We start from the raw sequence: 18,544 nt of genomic DNA on the forward strand, positions 1-18,544 counted from the left end.
TATTGCGGTATTCATCCGATGAATTAAATATTATTGGTTTTCTGGTCTCAATTTACGTACTGCAGCACCTGCCTGCCACATTTCAGATTCGCGTAATTCCTTTAATTCTTCTTCCAGTTTCACACGGTAATCTTCCTGACTGTTTGAGTCAATTGAACGCTGAGCTTCGTTACCGGCAGCTACTTCAGAATAAAGTTTCTCAAAAACAGGCTTGGTTGCATCGCGGAAAGGCTTCCACCAATCTAGAGCTCCGCGCTGAGCAGTTGTTGATGTGTTTGCATACATCCAGTCCATACCATTTTCAGCAACCAATGGCATCAAACTTTGAGTTAACTCCTCAACTGTTTCGTTGAATGCTTCTGATGGCGTGTGACCGTTGGCACGTAACACTTCGTACTGAGCAGCGAAAATACCTTGAATACATCCCATTAAAGTACCACGCTCACCTGTTAGATCAGAGTATACCTCACGTTTGAAGTCAGTTTCGAACAAGTAACCCGAACCAACTCCGATACCTAGCGAGATTACGCGATCATATGCCTTACCTGTTGCATCCTGGAAAATAGCGAATGATGAGTTCAATCCACGTCCTTCAAGGAACATACGACGCAATGAAGTACCTGAACCTTTAGGCGCTACAAGGATTACATCCACATCAGCCGGAGGAACAATACCTGTACGCTCTTTGTAAGTGATACCGAATCCATGAGAGAAATAAAGGGCTTTTCCTGGCGTTAAGTACTTCTTAACAGTGTCCCACATCTGGATCTGGCCAGCATCTGAAAGCAAGTATTGGATAATTGTTGCTTTTTCAAGAGCCTCTTCAATCTCGAAAAGTGTTTCACCAGGAACCCAACCATCAGCGATTGCCTTATCCCAAGTTTTAGATTCCTTGCGCTGACCAACAATTACATTAAAACCGTTATCCTTCAGGTTGAGTGACTGCCCAGGTCCTTGCACACCATAACCGATTACAGCAATGGTTTCATCTTTTAATACTTCACGTGCTTTTTCCAATGGGAACTCTTCCCTCATTACAACGTTTTCTTCTGTACCTCCAAAATTAATTTTTGCCATGATTTTATTTGATTAATGTTTATATTTCAAGCTATTGGCTAATAGCTGACAGCTACTAGCTTTTTTTTATATTTCTTTTTCTTAGTCTAAAAGACTCTTTTCCTTTTCAAGCTTCTTTAGGTAGTTTGAGAGAAGCTCATCTTTCAGTTTCGTTACAGCTATACGACCCGAACGGACAAACTGCTGAACTCCAAAGTGATCGAGTTTTTCAAAGAGTTCTTGTGTTTCGCGCTTATGTCCTGTCTTTTCAATAACTGTATATTCTTTTGTTACCTCCAAAATGCGAGCGCCATATTGACGTACTAATCGCTCAATTTCATTACTGTTCAGAAGTGATTCCGTTTGCACCTTATATAGTGCTACTTCCTGATGAACAATTTCATCAGCTGTAAACACATAGGCTTTAATTACATCGATGCGTTTTTCGATTTGTAGCATCAATTTATTGACTTGTTCACGAGATGTAAATACCACAACGGTAAATTTATGAATCCCGGGTATAGCTGATTCTGAGGTTGTCAGACTTTCTATGTTAATGTGGCGACGGGTAAATACAGTTGTCACCTGATTCAAAAGGCCGACATGGTTCTCGGAATATATTGATAATGTGAATTCTTGTTTCATTTTTCTTTGTTTTGTTGAGTTGTTGAATCGTTGATTTGTAAAATTGACACTTCTACTCTAACCTAACCTCTGAAACCGAAGCACCTGTTGGTACCATCGGGAACACATTACCTTCCTTCTCAACCACAACCTCTAATAGATAAGCACCTTTGTGCTCAGCCATACGTTGAACAGCTGCATCCAAATCATCGCGTTCCGTCACTTTTTCTGTAGCAATGCCATAACCTTTGGCAATGGTCTGGAAATCAGGATTAATTAACTCTGTAGATGCATAACGCTTATCAAAGAATAATTCCTGCCACTGGCGAACCATTCCTAAAAAGTTATTATTTAGCAGGATGATTTTTACATCCGTTTGTGTTTGGAAAATGGTTCCTAACTCCTGGATGGTCATCTGAAAACCACCATCACCAACAAATAAACATACAGGCCGGTCTGGTTGTCCCATTTTTGCACCCATCGCTGCAGGCAATCCAAAGCCCATAGTTCCTAGTCCTCCTGATGTTACAACACTCCGCGTCTGCTTAAATTTAAAATAACGTGATGCCATCATTTGGTGCTGACCTACATCGGTTACAACAATCGCATCATCATCGTATTTCTCAGTTACACGACGGATTACCTCACCCATTGTCAAGCCTTTCTTAGCCGGATGTAACTCTGGTTGTATGATTTTCTGATCTTCAATTTTATCACAAGCTTTAAATTCATTTAACCATGCTTCATGACTGTTTTTCGAAACCATATCTGTAATCATCGGTAATGATTCTTTTACATCTCCCAAAACTGGTACATCGGCATATATGATTTTATTGATTTCAGCAGGATCAATCTCTAAATGAACTACTTTAGCATTAGTTGCATATTTTTGAACATTACCTGTAACACGGTCGTCAAAACGCATTCCAATCGCGATAATTAAATCGGCTTCGTTCGTTTTTACATTTGGTCCGTAGTGCCCATGCATACCCAACATACCAACATTTTGATCAAAATCAGATGGCATAGCCGATAAACCTAATAAAGTCCAGGCTGCCGGAATACCGGTTTTCTTCAGAAAGTCCATTAATTCATTCTCGGCACCACCAAGCACCACTCCCTGACCAACTAATGCCAATGGTTTTTTAGCCAGATTAATTAACTGAACTGCTTCAGCAACTTTATCTTTTTTAACCGGTGACTTTGGCTTGTAACTACGTACTTTATCAACCGGTTTGTATTCGAAATCGAATTGGGCAAACTGTGCATCCTTGGTGATATCAATCAATACTGGCCCGGGACGACCAGAACGTGCAATATAAAATGCTTTTGCGATGGCCTCCGGAATCTCTTCAGCACGCTTTACCTGGTAGTTCCATTTTGTGATAGGCTGCGTAATGCCAACCACATCTGTTTCCTGGAAAGCATCCGTTCCCAACAAAGGCGATGCCACCTGACCACTAATAACCACTAATGGTGTTGAATCCACCATGGCATCGGCAATACCTGTTACAGCATTGGTAGCACCTGGCCCACTTGTTACAAAGCAAACGCCAACTTTGCCAGTGACTCGCGCATACCCCTGAGCTGCATGAACAGCACCCTGCTCATGACGAGTTAGAATGTGGTTTAACTTGTCCTGATAGTGGTAAAGTGCATCATACACAGGCATTATCGCCCCACCCGGATACCCGAATAACAGATCTACTCCTTCATGCAATAGTGATTGCATTAATGCTTCGGAGCCACTCATGCGTTTCTTTTTCATCTCTTTGGCTTCCATGGTTGTTGTTTGCGTTTGTGTTTCCATAATATTTAGCTTATGGCCGATAGCTAATAGCTATTCCTGTTAATGTTTTTAGTCAATCAATCTTACAGCGCCTCGGTCTGCTGCGCTTACTAAGCTTGCATAAGCTCTAAGAGCTTTTGATACATATCTTTCGCGATTACCTGGCTTAAATGCCCTATCGCCTTTGGCCTCTTCTGTGGCTCTTCTTTGAGCCAGCTCATCTTCACTTATCTGTAATTCTATTTTTCTATTAGGAATATCAATTAAGATTGGATCACCGTTTTGTACCAATGCGATGTTACCACCTCCGGCTGCTTCTGGTGAGGCATGTCCGATTGATAAACCAGATGTTCCACCAGAGAAACGTCCATCAGTCAACAAAGCACACTCTTTACCTAAATGCTTTGATTTGAGATATGAAGTCGGATATAACATCTCCTGCATTCCGGGTCCTCCTTTAGGTCCTTCGTAGCGGATGATCACCACATCACCTGCTTTTACTTCATCAGATAGTATACCTTCGCACGCATCATCTTGTGATTCATAAACTCGCGCTGTTCCATTAAATGTGAAGATGGACTCATCAACTCCTGCTGTTTTAACAATACAGCCTTTTTCAGCCAGATTACCAAACAAAACAGCTAATCCACCATCCTTAAAGTAAGCACCTTCAACACTTCGAATACATCCTTTTTTACGATCCAAATCTAATTCTGCATACTCAGTTTTTTGCGAGCCCATGGTTAAATTAAACATACCGGCCGGGGCACTTGAATATACATCCTTTGCTTCCTTGGATATTGATCCATTCATCACATCATAAGCAGTTAATGCTTCTTTTAAACTTGGGTAATCAACCCGGCTTACATCGGTATGTAACAAACCACCCCGGTTTAACTCGGCTAAGATTCCCATGATACCACCAGCTCGATTCACATCTTCAATATGATAATGCGAATTAGGTGCTACCTTACACAACACTGGAGTGGTACGCGATAAACGATCGATGTCATCCATCGTGAAGTTAACGCCTGCTTCATGAGCGATGGCCAAAATGTGCAATACGGTATTGGTTGAACCACCCATAGCGATATCAAGAGTCATTGCATTTTCAAAAGCTTTATAACTGGCAATTGAACGTGGCAAAACAGATTCGTCTTCTTCGCCATAATAGCGATTAGTGATATCAACAATCAAATCAGCTGCCTTCTCAAATAGACGCTTGCGATTAACATGCGTTGCTACAATGGTTCCGTTACCCGGCAAGGCTAATCCGATAGCTTCGTTTAAGCAATTCATAGAGTTAGCCGTGAACATACCTGAACATGAACCGCATGTTGGGCAAGCATTACGCTCTACCTCATCCACTTCTTCATCAGATACCGAATCATCGGCGGCCATTACCATAGCATCTACCAAATCAAGTGCTTTACCTCCAGCCTTACCAGCCTCCATAGGACCACCTGAAACAAACACAGTTGGAATATTCAAGCGCATAGCAGCCATTAACATTCCCGGTGTAATTTTATCGCAGTTACTGATACAAACCATGGCATCCACTTTGTGAGCATTGGCCATGTATTCAACACTATCTGCGATGATATCGCGAGAAGGCAAGGAATACAACATACCATCGTGTCCCATAGCAATACCATCATCAATGGCAATGGTGTTGAATTCAGCTGCAAAACATCCATTTGCTTCAATGCGCTGCTTCACCATCTGACCGATGTCGTGCAAATGCACATGGCCTGGGACAAACTGCGTGAAAGAGTTAACGACAGCAATAACCGGCTTACCAAAGTGATGTTCTTTCATGCCGTTGGCACGCCAAAGACTTCTGGCTCCGGCCATTCTTCGGCCTTGTGTTGATGTTGCGCTTCTTAGTGTTATTTTCATTTTACTTTCGTTTGTATCAAAAAAAAGAGCTTTTCTCGTATGTGTGAGAAAAGCTCTTAGTAACTTATATTCGTTTGTTTATCTACATAGCATTCTCACTCCTCTAGGTTCTAATAATGACCACGAGAATAATAATAATGTTGAGAATGAGTGATAAATTAAATTTCATCTTAATTCAGTCTTTTTTGATCTACCAGCTTACTTACTGGCACACCTTTCCTGCTTTTTACGGTAGCAAATGTAGGATTGATTTTTTTAACTCCAAAGAAATAGTCAAAAAAATATTGTTTTTTTTTACAATTTAATCTTTTAACACAGTTTTACCTTACTATTTACGTGCGTTTTATATATAATAAGTATAGGTCGAAAAAATCGAGGTAAATAAAGATATTTTTATCCCATTTTAAAAAACTGTATTACACACCATTACAGAACAATTTCAATAAGACACTAAAATCCACTAATTGTAAGTTCAAACGACCGAGTGACAAAAGTCAGTTTTTTACATTTATAGTATCTGAATTAAGTGCCAGGAACTCTTCAAAAACCAGGTTGATCGCTTGCATCATGTAATAGTCCGAAAGATCAGGATTGATTCGATGTTTCGACCTTAGAAACACCATAAACGAATCTAATTCAGCTCCTTCAAGCTTGGTAAGATATTTCATATTTTCACGCGAAGTCATCTCCCTAAATCGCTCATACCGTTTTTCATTGGAGGCAAAAGCTGCATACTTTTTCTCTTTTCGAGTTGCACCACCGCTGCCAAATGCTAATCCGGGACCAAATCGTTTATCTTTTTCCCGTATAGCCTTCTTAACTGCCCGAACATCAATTGATACTGGCATACTATATTGATTATCGGGCATCATATCCATGTTGGCAACCATATGACGAAAGGTGGCATAGGATCTAAACATCAGTACATCCACTGATTCAATCTCATAATTCTTCTCTTTAACAGTCCAAAGCAATGTGTCTTTTAACATATCATGATTCACAATCAGCATTGTATCCTGATAGCCTAAGCATCGAAAGTAAAGCGTATCATTTGACTCTGTGTACAGCTTAAATAGCCCCTGATCGTTGGTTTCTTTCCCAAATCCTGTTTGACTATTGGCTACAAAAGCAAAAGGAATGGGCTTTGAATTATGTTGCGATACAACTTTGCCGATCAACAGGGCTTTATCTGTCTCATCATTTTGTCCTAAAAGTCCCACATTAATGCAAAAAAACATCAATATCCATCCTGTAATTTTATTCCTCATGATTAAATGCATTAAATAAATCAATCACCTTATACTTAATACTTAAAGGAGTATCCTTTTTATTGAATTTGATATTAGCGTTACAATAAATGATAAACTCCTTTAGCTTCTCGCCCTTCAATCCACTTACTTCTTCAAGCAATTCAACAGTCAACATTTTGCGCTGCTCATCGTACTTGCGCAGCTTCATCATTTTGCGCTTTTGCCTTTCAGTTTTCGAGGTATAGTAATAAATAAAGTTAGCCGGTTGAAAAACAGCCTTCAACACATGAGGATTACTTCGGTAGGTTGGCAAATCATCCAACGGCATATCGGGCTGTCTTCCCAACTCAATATCTCCCGGAAGCATTAAATCCATCTCCTCTTGCTTAGCCCGCATAGCATCAAGCTTATCCATGTAAGCATTGTAATGTCTATTTGAGTTAATATCAACCTGTTTTATTTCATACGACGTTTGTTTAAGCGGAAATAAATACATTTGATCAGCATTTATCTCCATACTATCAAGCCTGAAAACTTTTGATTCAAATGCCAGTGACACAATTTTAATACTATCGTTAGCATCCAGAATCACTTTAAACTCTCCAGCCGAGTCAGCAGCAAAGAGGTTAAGCTTTTTATAACTTGCCACCTGAGCCAATGGTACAGCTTTATGATCTGATTCGCGCACCACTTTCCCATGTAACCACACTTGCTTTGTTTGCCCCTTGATTGAAACAAGAGACAGTATTAATAAAATGATGTTCAGGTAAAATTTGTTCATACATACAGATTAGGTAAGCTCAAAGTAAATCTACTTTTTAGAAAAGGTGTTATTTTTTCAACAAACGACTCTCGAATTAACAGCTTTTAACAGCCACAAACTAAATAGTTAAAACAAAAGTGATTAACATTTTTTTATAGTGTTATCTGATTAATTAAAATTATTTTTGCACTCAAAATATAAAAACTGAAAGTAAATGAGCGATTTGAAGAATATAATCGAAAAAGCATGGGACGACCGTTCAATGTTAAGTCAGCCAGAAACTGTTGAGGCTATTAAGGCCGTTGTTGAGCAATTAGATAAAGGTACGATTCGTGTGGCCGAGCCGCAAGGAGATAACTGGATTGTAAACGAGTGGGTAAAGAAAGCTGTTATCCTTTATTTCCCAACACAACAGATGGAAACCATTGAGGTTGGACCATTTGAGTTTTATGATAAAATCGCCCTAAAGAAAGATTACGCAGCACAAGGAGTCAGAGTAGTTCCCCATGCGGTTGCACGCTATGGAGCATTCTTAGAATCGGGTGTTGTAATGATGCCTTCGTACGTAAACATTGGTGCTTATGTTGGATCAGGAACAATGGTTGACACCTGGGCTACTGTTGGAAGTTGTGCGCAGATTGGTAAAAACGTTCACCTGAGTGGTGGTGTTGGAATTGGTGGTGTTTTGGAACCGGTTCAGGCAGCTCCGGTTATCATTGAAGATGATGCCTTTATTGGATCGCGATGTATCGTTGTTGAAGGTGTACATGTTGGTAAAGAAGCTGTACTTGGGGCTAACGTAGTGTTAACTGCATCAACTAAAATCATTGATGTAAGCGGTGATGAGCCGAAAGAATACAAAGGATATGTGCCGCCTCGTTCTGTTGTTATTCCTGGAAGCATTACCAAGTCTTTCCCTGCAGGAGACTATCAAGTTCCGGCCGCTTTGATTATCGGTCAGCGTAAAGAATCGACTGATAAGAAGACGTCGCTGAACGATGCTCTGCGTGATAATAATGTAGCGGTATAACCATCAAAAAGATGATGAATCATAAAATTGTTGATTTGTCGAATTGAAAATTATACTTGATATAATATAAACCTAACAGGCATTGTGGTTCTGTTAGGTTTTTTATTTTTAAGGCACACGGGTTATTAGTAAAAACAAGACACCCATATTAGTTTTACACTTTGTTATGTCTTGCTATTTTATAATCCTAATTTATCCATTTTATCTTTCTCATGTTTGCTATCTTCTCCAGGATATCTCAATTCAAATCCTCCTTTTTGTAATGCCTGCATCCAAACTAAGCTTTGTTCGGTTGGCATTGCAATTGGGTGTTCAGCGTATATTGGGTCTTTTATGGCTTCGCTGTAATTATCAATTATCCATCCTTCATTTCTAAATTTCTCAATCAAATCATTTAGAAACAATGCGGAAGTCAAATTGAAATGTAACAAGAATGTATGTTTTATCTGTCGTTGATTAATCTGAGTCGAAAGTTTATTAAAATGCTGTGCTTTTTCAAACATATGATTGATGTAATATTCTTTAAATCCGCTAATGTCAGCATCGGGATTTTGCTTTAATCGGCGAATCAATCTCATATTTATATACCATTCAGCATTATCAATCGTAACCCATCCTTGCATATAATTGTTTTGCTGCAGAAAACCATTCAAACTATCTCGTTTTGAAATGGTATTGCCCCCGTTTAAATAGGGAAAACGAATCATTTTTATGTAATTCGTATAGTTACTGATTAATGAATCACATTTTTGAATATCTTCAGTATAAGCTTTACAAGTCACTAGAGAATCATTGTAATTGAAATGGTTGTAAGTATGATTGGCAATTATATGACCATCATCATTCCATTTTTGCAAAAGCTGTTTGCCTTTTTCGTTATCTACACTTTTACCAGCAACAAACCAAATTGCCTGAATACGATTATCCTTCAATTGTTTTCTTATCATTGAATTCCAATCTTTATTGTCATAGGATAAAATACTATTTGTACTACCATCATCAAAGGAAAAAGCAATATGAGGTTTCTCTTTCTCATTGGTTTTATAAACCCATTCATTGAAAAAATCTTCTAAGTCGACTCCTGATGATTCCTCAAATGCTTTCTGAAAATCTATAGTTTCAACAGTATCTCCAAAGTATTTTGTACTGTAAAAACGAATGGCTTTCCAGAACGCTTCATCTCCTAACTTTTCTTTTAACAGGTGGATTACATATGCGCCTTTAAAGTAAACTAAGTTTCTGTCGTCTTTTGATGCGTTATCCCAATCTTCAAAAACAAGAGACCTGTCATTGCCCCGATTTTTAATTCCTTCATATACTTTGTAGTAAGATTCAATATTGGAGAGATATACCTTTTGTCCAAAACGATATTCGTTGTAAGCGGCAGACATAAAAGTCGCCATGCCTTCATTCAGCCAAAAGTGATTCCAACCTTTACAAGTTATTTGGTTACCCCACCATTGATGAGCCATTTCATGAGAAATAAGATTCGTTTCGATTGTATCTTGCAAAACCATTTCCCCATAATTGTCTTTCAGCATTGAAAATCCCGACATTTCCTGAAAGCTATTTCCTGTGAGTATTTGGGAATAAGTGGATTGAAAATACTTGACGCTTGATTTTTCTTCAAAAAAAGAAATCATTGCCGGGGTTTCTTTGAAAATATCCTTGATCTGTTCCGAAGTGTAGTTAAGTGAATAGTACTTTAATGATATCTCATTGTATTTTTCCTCTGCTTCATTGAATCCGCCTATAGCAAATCCGTATGTATAACTGGGAGATTCTGTATCTAGTTGGTAAGAATAGAGTATCTTGTCATTTTGCCGTACCTTATTTATCAACTCACCACTTGCAACACATACTTTATCTATTGGAACAGTAATATCTAAATGAAATACGGCTTTATCTTCAGGTGGATCATTGCAAATCATCCAATCGCTTGTGAAATAACAAGTATAGGCTTGGTTGTTTTCTTTGTCGAAAATAAGTCCTTTTCCGGGGCGTCCTTGATAGTCAATAACTATTTGGTTTTTCATACTGTTTCTTATCGACAGGTAAACAATCAAATTCTTGTTGATTTTCTTATATCCTTCAACATTATTCCCCGTTATTTTATCAATTACAAGATTACCAGCATTAAAGATTACAGAATCCATATCACTATTTATCTGGAAATTAATTACAACGGAACCTTTTATAGTAGCTTCATCAATATTAGGCTCAATTGTTAGATGATAGCTTGTAACGTCAGGTTGAATATCCTTTGAATACCCTTTGCTATGGATGGTTAACAGAAGTAGTAAAGAAAAAATTGATATGATATTTTTATTCATAGTTCTGTTGTTTTATTGCGATTCTGTTCTAGCAGGACATAACCTTAGTATGTCAGGCTTTTTAATTATCAATTTTATCGGAACTTAAAATATAGCTTTTAATAATTTTATTCTTTAAAGAACTGGGTATCTTACCTGAAGTCGCCACAACTAAATTTAATTCGGGAAGCACTGTTATTGATGCATAATGTTCATGATAATGACCACTAGCACTATAAGTGAAAATTGGATAACCACTTAAAATCCACCATTGATAACCATACCCATGTCTATTTATCCCTCTGTTATTATATGATCTGATAGATTTCTCAACCCATTGTTTGGAAACAATTTGTTTACCATCCCATTCTCCATTGTTTAAGTACAGATAACCAATCTTTGCCATATCTCTGGTTGTTAAAAACAATCCCCATGCACCTGGTGTAATCCCTTTTGGTGAAACAAGCATGTCCCAAGTGTAATTATGAATACCAAGAGGTTTAAATAGAAACTCTTCTCCAAACTCTTTAGTTGATACTCCGGACTCCCGCTGAATAACCGCTGATAAAAGTTGACTACATCCACTATTATAATTAAAATGTGTTCCGGGTTTATCAGCCATCTGTCTATCAAGAATATATTGATTCCAGTCTGGCTGATTAAGAACCATCTCCATCAAATTATCACCTCCAACTCCACCTTTCCAATCCAATCCACTGGACATACTCAAAACATGATGTAAAGTAATTGATTGTTTAACTGAGTCATTATAAGCCAAACTATAATCGGCGAAATAATCAACTAATTTATCACTTTCACTTTTAATAATCTTTTTATCAATTGCAATACCTGTAAGAATAGATGTTACACTCTTTGTGCATGAGTAAACATTATTCAAATAAGATGTATCAACTCCCTGAGGATAATACTCACCTACAAGAAAGCCGTTTTTAATTATAACGATGCTTCCCTTATTTTTAATTATATCAAAGGCTTTTATTAGTGAATCTGAATTTAATCCTTGACTTTCAGGTGTTGCTTTCTGCCATTTATTAGTTGGCCAATATTTGTTTATAGAGGAATTTTGAATTACTGTATGTTTTTTATCAGTATTACTCTGACACGAAATAAAAACCAAAACAATGGCAACATGTGTGATCAAATTTTTCATGTATTATTTAAATTATTTTTTACAAACTTGCATACAATATTTGGTCGTAAATCATTCATTGTCCAATAAGTATATTAATCCATTGAGAAAAGTCTTTCGGGAATTTGACCAGTCATGCCAGCCATTAAACTCAAAATCATCTTTTTAACGATCTGTTTTAATTTTACTTTCATTTGTCAGATGGAACTCATAAGTAATTTCCAACATGCACCTCCTGAATGGCTCAGGGCAAGTTTGTGCAACTTTTTAATTAAAATTTCCATGCTCGTTTAATGTAAGCTAATTTTCGTTTTATGACTGTCAAATTTAAAGTTCTAAATCTACAACTATTTTATTAGTCATACAACTATCATTATAGTTGTGCCATTTTTTTTATAATTCATAAAAGAGAATGTCTAAATGCAAGAATGTGGAAATGAAGGGGAGTTTTGGAAGGAGGTGGTACAATCATGTACTATACGATAGCTATCATCTTAATTTCATAGTCGCACGTTTGATTTTTATGAGGTACTAATTCTGTACGTTGAGGCATTTTTTGATTGATTGGAAAAGGTAGAAACCCAAGTGATCAATCATTTCAACGGCTTTTCTTATTTTTGCAAAAAACAATAACCATGCATGACGATTTAAAACAAGCGCTGGAGGTATTACGTAATGGGGGAATTATCCTATATCCAACCGATACAATTTGGGGTATTGGTTGCGATGCCACTAATGCTGATGCTGTTAAAAGAATATATGAACTTAAGCAACGTGCCGATTCTAAAAGCATGTTGGTATTATTAGACAATACGGCTAAGCTCGGCGGCTACGTCAATGACATACCGGAAGTGGCTTTCGATATGGCTGAATTAACAACCAAGCCACTCACCATTATTTATGACGATGCCAAAAATTTAGCATCGAACCTGATGGCTGAAGATGGAAGTGTAGGGATTCGTATAACCGAAGAACAGTTTTCAAAAGAGTTATGCGCCCGCTTCAAAAAACCAATCGTCTCAACTTCTGCCAATATCAGTGGAGAGCCATCACCTAAGCATTTTGGGGAGGTGAGTGAAGCTGTCAGGGAAGGTGTGGACTATATTGTCAACTACCGACAAGAAGAAACCGACAACCCGGCACCATCCAGCATTGTTAAACTGTCTAAAGATGGGCAGGTAATAATTATCAGGGAGTAAATCTTCAATTGGTACTAGATTCCATCCCCCATAATTTATAAATTTAGATTTCCATTTTATATAGCCCCCTTCGCCAAGGGGGAAATGACTTTAAATAAACACTATCAGCTTTTTATTATGCAAGAACCCGTATTCAACCATAGCACTCCGGTTCAAATTCGTTTTAACGACATTGACGGACTGGGGCATGTAAATAACACCATCATTCAGGAATACTTTGACCTTGGTCGTATGTATTATATGAATGAAGTATTTGGTAAATCAATCTTCAAAAACGATGAAACACTTATTGTGGTAAACATCAACACTGATTTTCTGTCACCTATTTATTTGAATGACACGATGGAGGTAAAAACTACCATTGTTGGCCTGGGTAATAAAAGTTTGAAGATGATACAACAAATAGTTTGTAACGCTTCACAAACCGTGAAGGCAACTTGTAAATCAGTGATGGTAGGCTTTAACAAGTCAACAGAAGAAGGGCTTGAACTATTACCTGAGTGGCGAAGTGCTATCTCTAAATTTGAAGGGAAAACGTTTTAATTAAAATGCAGGAGTCGTTTATTAAATCAAACCCTCCGGCAAGTCAAAAATCACCAATTGTTGCTCATCGTCAATTCCGGTGATAAACTGCTCTACGATTGGAATAAGTATCTCCTCCCCTTCATTGTCAATTTCGAATAAGGGGTTTTTTGAGATATCCTGTATGGCAACAATCTTACCGATATGTCCATGTCCTGCAGCCTGGCATTCGTACCCTACCAATTGATAGGCTGAAAAGGGTGTATCTTCCTGTTCGTCTTCTGTCTCAGATTTTTCTACATACACTGGCGCATCCATCACATTCAGTGCTGCCTTGTCACTTTTAAGCTGCTCTAGCTTCACCAAAATATCTGATTGCTTTTTTTCCCGTGCTTCTTCCAGGTAGAAAGGAACCAAACCGCCATCTAAATCCAGAAACAAGAATTCAGTTTCCATATCATCAATCGAAAACTCATCAAAGAGTCGAACCACAATTTCTCCGGATATGCCATGTGTTTTTACAACAACTCCAATCTGACGGCAGGTGTGCTTTTCAATCATCTATTTTGTTTTGACACAAAGGTAGTAAAAAGCAGATAGTCACCCGTCAATAGTCATAAGCTTACTTCCTTCTATTGTATAAAAAGGCTTTCCAGCGTTCTTCGGTCAAATGAGCCTCTTCCATGGCTGCTCTCGAAAGACTAAAAAACAGATCGGACAAACGATTGATAAAAAACAGAATGGTGCGATCGACGGGATAAGCCCGATGCAAAGAAGTTAATTTACGTTCTCCTTTTCTTAGCTGTGAACGTACCACGTGACATAGAGCCGATACTTCATTACCACCCGGCAAAATAAAGTGATCGGATCGACTACTTAATGTTGATTCAATATCATCGATCCATTTCTCACAAAACTGATCCATTCCCTCGGGCAATGGCATTGTATTTTTATCTTTTAAATCACTAGGCGTTGCCATATGACTCATGGTATTCATCAACTCAACCTGGATTTTATGTAATTTATCCTGCCAATCGTGCTGAGGATCTAATTTGGCTCTCAATAATCCGATAAAGGAATTCACCTCATCAAATGTACCATAAGCATCAACACGTATATCATCTTTGCTGACTCTGACACCTCCAAGTAAGTCGGTTTGTCCTCGATCTCCTGTTTTTGTGTATATCTTCATTTTAAAATGTTTCTAAGATTAAGATTTAAGTATCATGAAAACAAACAAGCTTTCTTATAAAAAGTTTGCTCTATCCATATCTATATCTGATAAACAATAGTTCATCCTCCTTGTTTATCGTGTACTAAAATTGAAAACATGAATAAGCTGGCGGATATACGCGAACATTACCAAAAAGGAAGTCTCTCTCTGCAGGATTTGAATACTGATCCTTTTGTGCAATTTAACAAATGGATGGATGATGCCATTAAAGCTGAGTGTAACTTACCAACAGCAGTCACACTTGCCACGGTTGATCCAGAACAAATGCCTAATTGTAGAATTGTACTATTAAAAGAGGTTTGTGATGGCGGATTTGTGTTTTTCACCAATTATGAAAGTGAAAAAGGACGTGAGTTACTGCACTTGCCAAAGGCCGCTTTAAACTTCTTTTGGCCCGAACTGGAGCGACAGGTGCGAATAAGAGGTTATATCGAGAAAGTATCAGAGCATAAATCAGACGAATACTTTCAATCACGACCAAGGGAAAGCCAGATTGGTGCGTGGGCTTCGAACCAAAGTACAATTGTCACAAAAGGTGAAGACCTTAATCAAGCTTATGAGAGTTTTGAACGACAATATGAAAACAAAGAAATTCCCCGCCCAGCACATTGGGGTGGTTATATTCTGAAAGCAAAATCAATAGAATTTTGGCAGGGGCGCTCTAATCGTATGCACGATCGGTTTCAATATTCAATTGAGGAGAACGATTGGAAGATTAATCAATTAGCTCCGTAAATATACAATTACATTACTCTTTGGTCAACCCGTGGAAGACACTTTCCAGGTTCTGTTCTTTACTGGTCATCGTAAGAATGTATAACCTATTCTGCACAGCAAAATCGAAAATTTCTTTCCGAACATCTGATTTTGTATGAATCTCGAATGTTGTGGGTGATTGCTGCTCCATTGATTCTACATCCTTAATCGCACTTAGTGAATCAAAGTCAGGTTGTTTATTAAACTCAACAAAAACTCTTGTTCCATTGCTATTTTGTAATGCAGACAAATCAGTTGAAGGATGATCAACCAGTAACTCACCACGATTTAAGATGATTACTCTTTCGCAAATTGCTTCTACTTCTTGTAGAATATGAGTACTGATCATCACCGTTTTTTGTCGCCCAACAGTTTTAATCAGATTTCGAATTTCTAATATCTGATTTGGATCTAAACCGGTTGTTGGCTCATCAAGAATCAGAACCTCTGGATCATGAATTAATGCCTGTGCTAACCCAACACGCTGACGATATCCCTTTGATAAAGCTCCTATCTTTTTATTTTGCTCCAGCTCTAAACCCGTTAATTCAACCATCTCAATCACGCGCTGCTTTCTATTTGGTAACTTATACAGTTCCGCAACCATCATCAGATATTCCTTAACATACATGTCCAGATACAGAGGATTATGCTCTGGTAAATAACCAATCTTACGCCGAAATGATTCATTATAATCAGCATTACTAATACCGCATACTTCCACATCTCCTGTCGATTGAGGGATCAGCCCCGAGATTATCTTCATCATCGTTGATTTTCCGGCACCATTAGGACCCAAAAAACCAACAATCTCACCTGATGGTATTGAAAAAGACACATCTTTTAAGGCTTTCTGTCGTCCAAAAGATTTAACAACATTCTTTACTACAATCGACATATAAATCAAATTTTAGAACTCAAAAATATCAATTAACTCTGCCAAATAAAAGTAAAAGCAAAAAAGCTGACAATCATTCACTATCTGCTTGTAGCCGACAAATGAACATTAATATCTATTTTTGCATTTAATTCAATGAATCAACAAATAAGTACAATGTCACAAGAGCCACTATACTGCGAAGATCTATTTAATTACCATCGGAATCCTACACGAAAAGTGCAAGTTGGCACAAAAGCTATTGGTGGGGATAATCCTATTCAGATTCAGTCAATGACCACAACCAACTCATTGGATGCCGAGGCAACAGCCAATCAGGTGATGAGTATTTGTGACGCAGGTGCCGACATTGTTCGTATAACGACGCAAGGCAGAAGTGAAGCTCACACTTTGGCAGATGTTAAAGAAATTATCCGGCAAAGAGGATACACCAACCCTCTGGTGGCTGATATACACTTTAATCCGAATGCAGCAAAAGTGGCCGCTTCCAATGTTGAAAAAGTAAGAATTAATCCCGGGAACTTTTCAGGAGGTGCTAAAAAGTTCGATTTCAACTACACAGATCAACAGTATAAGGATGAGCTCGAAGTGGCAAAAGAAAAACTCAGCTCTTTTCTTAATGTTTGTAAAGAATATGGCACAGCTATTCGGGTAGGCACCAATCATGGTTCCTTATCTGACCGGATCATGAGCCGCTATGGCGATACACCTCAGGGCATGGTTGAAGCATGTATGGAATACCTGAGAATGTGTGAAGAATTGGACTTTCGCGACATTGTTCTTAGTATAAAAGCCAGTAATACACGCATCATGGTTCATACCGTACGCTTATTGGTGGTAGCTATGAAAAAAGAAGGGATGAATTATCCGCTTCATTTGGGTGTTACAGAAGCAGGAAGCGAAGATGAAGGACGAATTAAATCGGCAGTTGGCTCTGGAGCTCTTTTGGTTGATGGGTTGGGTGATACCATTAGGGTTTCTCTAACCGAAGACCCTGAAAAAGAAGTTCCGGTAGCTACAAAACTTGTTAATTACATTACGGCGAGAGCACAACACTCAGCAATTGAGCCAGCACCTATAAAAGGATTTACACCATTTGAGTATAATCGTCGTCAGACTCATCCGGTATTAAATATTGGAGGTAATCATATTCCTGTTGTTATTGCTGATGCAACTGAAGATTTATTTTCAAAAGGTCAAAAGGCAGATTACCAGGTAATAGAATTGCCAGAGGATGTAAAGAATCATTATCAGAAATACCTGATTCCTTTCTCAGCCTGGAAAACAGCAAACACCTCTTCTAACACCTACCCAATACTGAATGCAAGCGAATTTATAGTAACACCTGAATTACCACAACACTGCTTTTTATCCATCTCTTATCCAGAGTTATCAGAAAAGGTTATTGATCGATTAAAGAACCAAAAAAACGTAGTAATTCTGCTTCATTCGAAACATATCAACAAACCTGTCGAGCAACGTTCATTTATTTTTAAATTGATGGCACTTCAGTTATCTCATCCTGTGGTCCTTGATAACTCTTATGACGATAATATCATTGAGGATTTTCAAATCAAATCATCAGCTGATTCTGGTATCTTGTTTTTAGATGGTTTATCAGATGGTTTATACCTCCAAAATACTGGAAATATTGAAATGAAAGAGGTTATAAATACAGCTTTTGGAATTCTTCAATCATCGCGTGTACGATTCACAAAAACAGAATTTATCTCTTGTCCGGGTTGCGGAAGAACCCTTTTTGATCTTCAGGATACCACTCGCCAGGTGAAGGCCCGTACATCACATTTGAAAGGGCTCAAAGTGGCAGTTATGGGTTGTGTGGTTAATGGAGTTGGTGAAATGGCTGATGCAGATTATGGCTACATCGGTTCGGGTCCCGAAACCGTTAGTTTATTCAAAAAACGTGAATTAATTAAACGAAACCTACACCGCGACGAAGCAGTTGAAGAATTAATTAACCTCATTAAAGATAACGGAGACTGGGTTGAACCACCTGTGAAATGATTTTTAATCAAAGAAATAGAGCCAGTCGTGGATTTTT

The 18,544-nt window shown here is 38.0% G+C and carries 16 protein-coding genes; 5 read left to right on the forward strand and 11 right to left on the reverse strand.

Features of this window, described 5'->3' with window-relative positions:
- Window positions 1-30: 30 nt before the first annotated feature.
- From ilvC to AC4MRQ_RS04780, 6 genes are all read right to left on the reverse strand, one after another.
- Window positions 31-1,077 (reverse strand): ketol-acid reductoisomerase, encoded by a 1,047-nt coding sequence (gene ilvC / locus AC4MRQ_RS04755; RefSeq protein WP_491196506.1) that lies wholly within the window; start codon window positions 1,075-1,077, stop codon window positions 31-33.
- An 81-nt stretch (window positions 1,078-1,158) separates the two neighbouring features.
- Window positions 1,159-1,701, reverse strand: a complete 543-nt coding sequence (ilvN, locus tag AC4MRQ_RS04760) for an acetolactate synthase small subunit (RefSeq protein WP_491196507.1) — start codon at window positions 1,699-1,701, stop codon at window positions 1,159-1,161.
- A gap of 52 nt (window positions 1,702-1,753) precedes the next feature.
- Entirely contained in the window at window positions 1,754-3,490 is a 1,737-nt protein-coding gene (gene ilvB, locus AC4MRQ_RS04765) for a biosynthetic-type acetolactate synthase large subunit (RefSeq protein WP_491196508.1), read from the reverse strand.
- 48 nt (window positions 3,491-3,538) lie between these two features.
- A complete protein-coding gene (ilvD, locus tag AC4MRQ_RS04770; protein ID WP_491196509.1) occupies window positions 3,539-5,368 on the reverse strand; it encodes a dihydroxy-acid dehydratase in 1,830 nt (609 codons plus the stop codon).
- A gap of 494 nt (window positions 5,369-5,862) precedes the next feature.
- Window positions 5,863-6,636 (reverse strand): carboxypeptidase-like regulatory domain-containing protein, encoded by a 774-nt coding sequence (locus tag AC4MRQ_RS04775; protein WP_491196510.1) that lies wholly within the window; start codon window positions 6,634-6,636, stop codon window positions 5,863-5,865.
- A complete protein-coding gene (locus AC4MRQ_RS04780) occupies window positions 6,626-7,399 on the reverse strand; it encodes a hypothetical protein (RefSeq protein ID WP_491196511.1) in 774 nt (257 codons plus the stop codon). Before AC4MRQ_RS04780 ends, AC4MRQ_RS04775 begins: the two co-directional genes overlap by 11 nt.
- A 196-nt stretch (window positions 7,400-7,595) precedes the next feature.
- Here AC4MRQ_RS04780 and AC4MRQ_RS04785 point away from each other — a divergent pair, with 196 nt between their 5' ends.
- Complete coding sequence (locus AC4MRQ_RS04785) at window positions 7,596-8,411, forward strand: 2,3,4,5-tetrahydropyridine-2,6-dicarboxylate N-succinyltransferase (RefSeq protein ID WP_491196512.1); 816 nt, start codon at window positions 7,596-7,598, stop codon at window positions 8,409-8,411.
- 179 nt (window positions 8,412-8,590) lie between these two features.
- Here the strand turns inward: AC4MRQ_RS04785 and AC4MRQ_RS04790 are convergent, their stop codons facing one another.
- Complete coding sequence (locus AC4MRQ_RS04790) at window positions 8,591-10,744, reverse strand: M1 family aminopeptidase (RefSeq protein ID WP_491196513.1); 2,154 nt, start codon at window positions 10,742-10,744, stop codon at window positions 8,591-8,593.
- Window positions 10,745-10,805: 61 nt separating this feature from the next.
- Window positions 10,806-11,894: a serine hydrolase domain-containing protein gene (locus tag AC4MRQ_RS04795; protein WP_491196514.1), complete on the reverse strand. Its 1,089-nt coding sequence runs from the start codon at window positions 11,892-11,894 to the stop codon at window positions 10,806-10,808.
- A 614-nt stretch (window positions 11,895-12,508) separates the two neighbouring features.
- Between AC4MRQ_RS04795 and AC4MRQ_RS04800 the strand changes: the two genes are divergently transcribed.
- Together AC4MRQ_RS04800 and AC4MRQ_RS04805 are read left to right on the forward strand one after the other, a co-directional pair.
- Complete coding sequence (locus AC4MRQ_RS04800) at window positions 12,509-13,072, forward strand: L-threonylcarbamoyladenylate synthase (protein WP_491196515.1); 564 nt, start codon at window positions 12,509-12,511, stop codon at window positions 13,070-13,072.
- Between the two features lie 117 nt (window positions 13,073-13,189).
- Window positions 13,190-13,615 carry an acyl-CoA thioesterase gene (locus AC4MRQ_RS04805; RefSeq protein ID WP_491196516.1) on the forward strand — a complete coding sequence of 142 codons (426 nt, stop codon included), beginning with the start codon at window positions 13,190-13,192 and terminating at the stop codon, window positions 13,613-13,615.
- 21 nt (window positions 13,616-13,636) lie between these two features.
- On the opposite strand, the gene rimM is transcribed toward AC4MRQ_RS04805, so the two are convergent.
- Together rimM and AC4MRQ_RS04815 are read right to left on the reverse strand one after the other, a co-directional pair.
- Window positions 13,637-14,155, reverse strand: coding sequence for a ribosome maturation factor RimM (gene rimM / locus AC4MRQ_RS04810; protein ID WP_491196517.1), 519 nt, complete (start codon window positions 14,153-14,155; stop codon window positions 13,637-13,639).
- A 61-nt stretch (window positions 14,156-14,216) separates the two neighbouring features.
- Complete coding sequence (locus AC4MRQ_RS04815; protein WP_491196518.1) at window positions 14,217-14,786, reverse strand: cob(I)yrinic acid a,c-diamide adenosyltransferase; 570 nt, start codon at window positions 14,784-14,786, stop codon at window positions 14,217-14,219.
- A 138-nt stretch (window positions 14,787-14,924) separates the two neighbouring features.
- On the opposite strand from AC4MRQ_RS04815, the gene pdxH reads away from it, so the two are divergent.
- Complete coding sequence (gene pdxH, locus AC4MRQ_RS04820) at window positions 14,925-15,563, forward strand: pyridoxamine 5'-phosphate oxidase (RefSeq protein WP_491196519.1); 639 nt, start codon at window positions 14,925-14,927, stop codon at window positions 15,561-15,563.
- Between the two features lie 13 nt (window positions 15,564-15,576).
- Here pdxH and gldA read toward each other — a convergent pair whose 3' ends face one another.
- A complete protein-coding gene (gene gldA, locus AC4MRQ_RS04825; protein ID WP_491196520.1) occupies window positions 15,577-16,482 on the reverse strand; it encodes a gliding motility-associated ABC transporter ATP-binding subunit GldA in 906 nt (301 codons plus the stop codon).
- Window positions 16,483-16,617: 135 nt separating this feature from the next.
- On the opposite strand from gldA, the gene ispG reads away from it, so the two are divergent.
- Window positions 16,618-18,507, forward strand: coding sequence for a (E)-4-hydroxy-3-methylbut-2-enyl-diphosphate synthase (gene ispG / locus AC4MRQ_RS04830; protein ID WP_491196521.1), 1,890 nt, complete (start codon window positions 16,618-16,620; stop codon window positions 18,505-18,507).
- Window positions 18,508-18,544 lie beyond the last annotated feature (37 nt).

This window comes from Carboxylicivirga sp., from assembly GCF_982718395.1.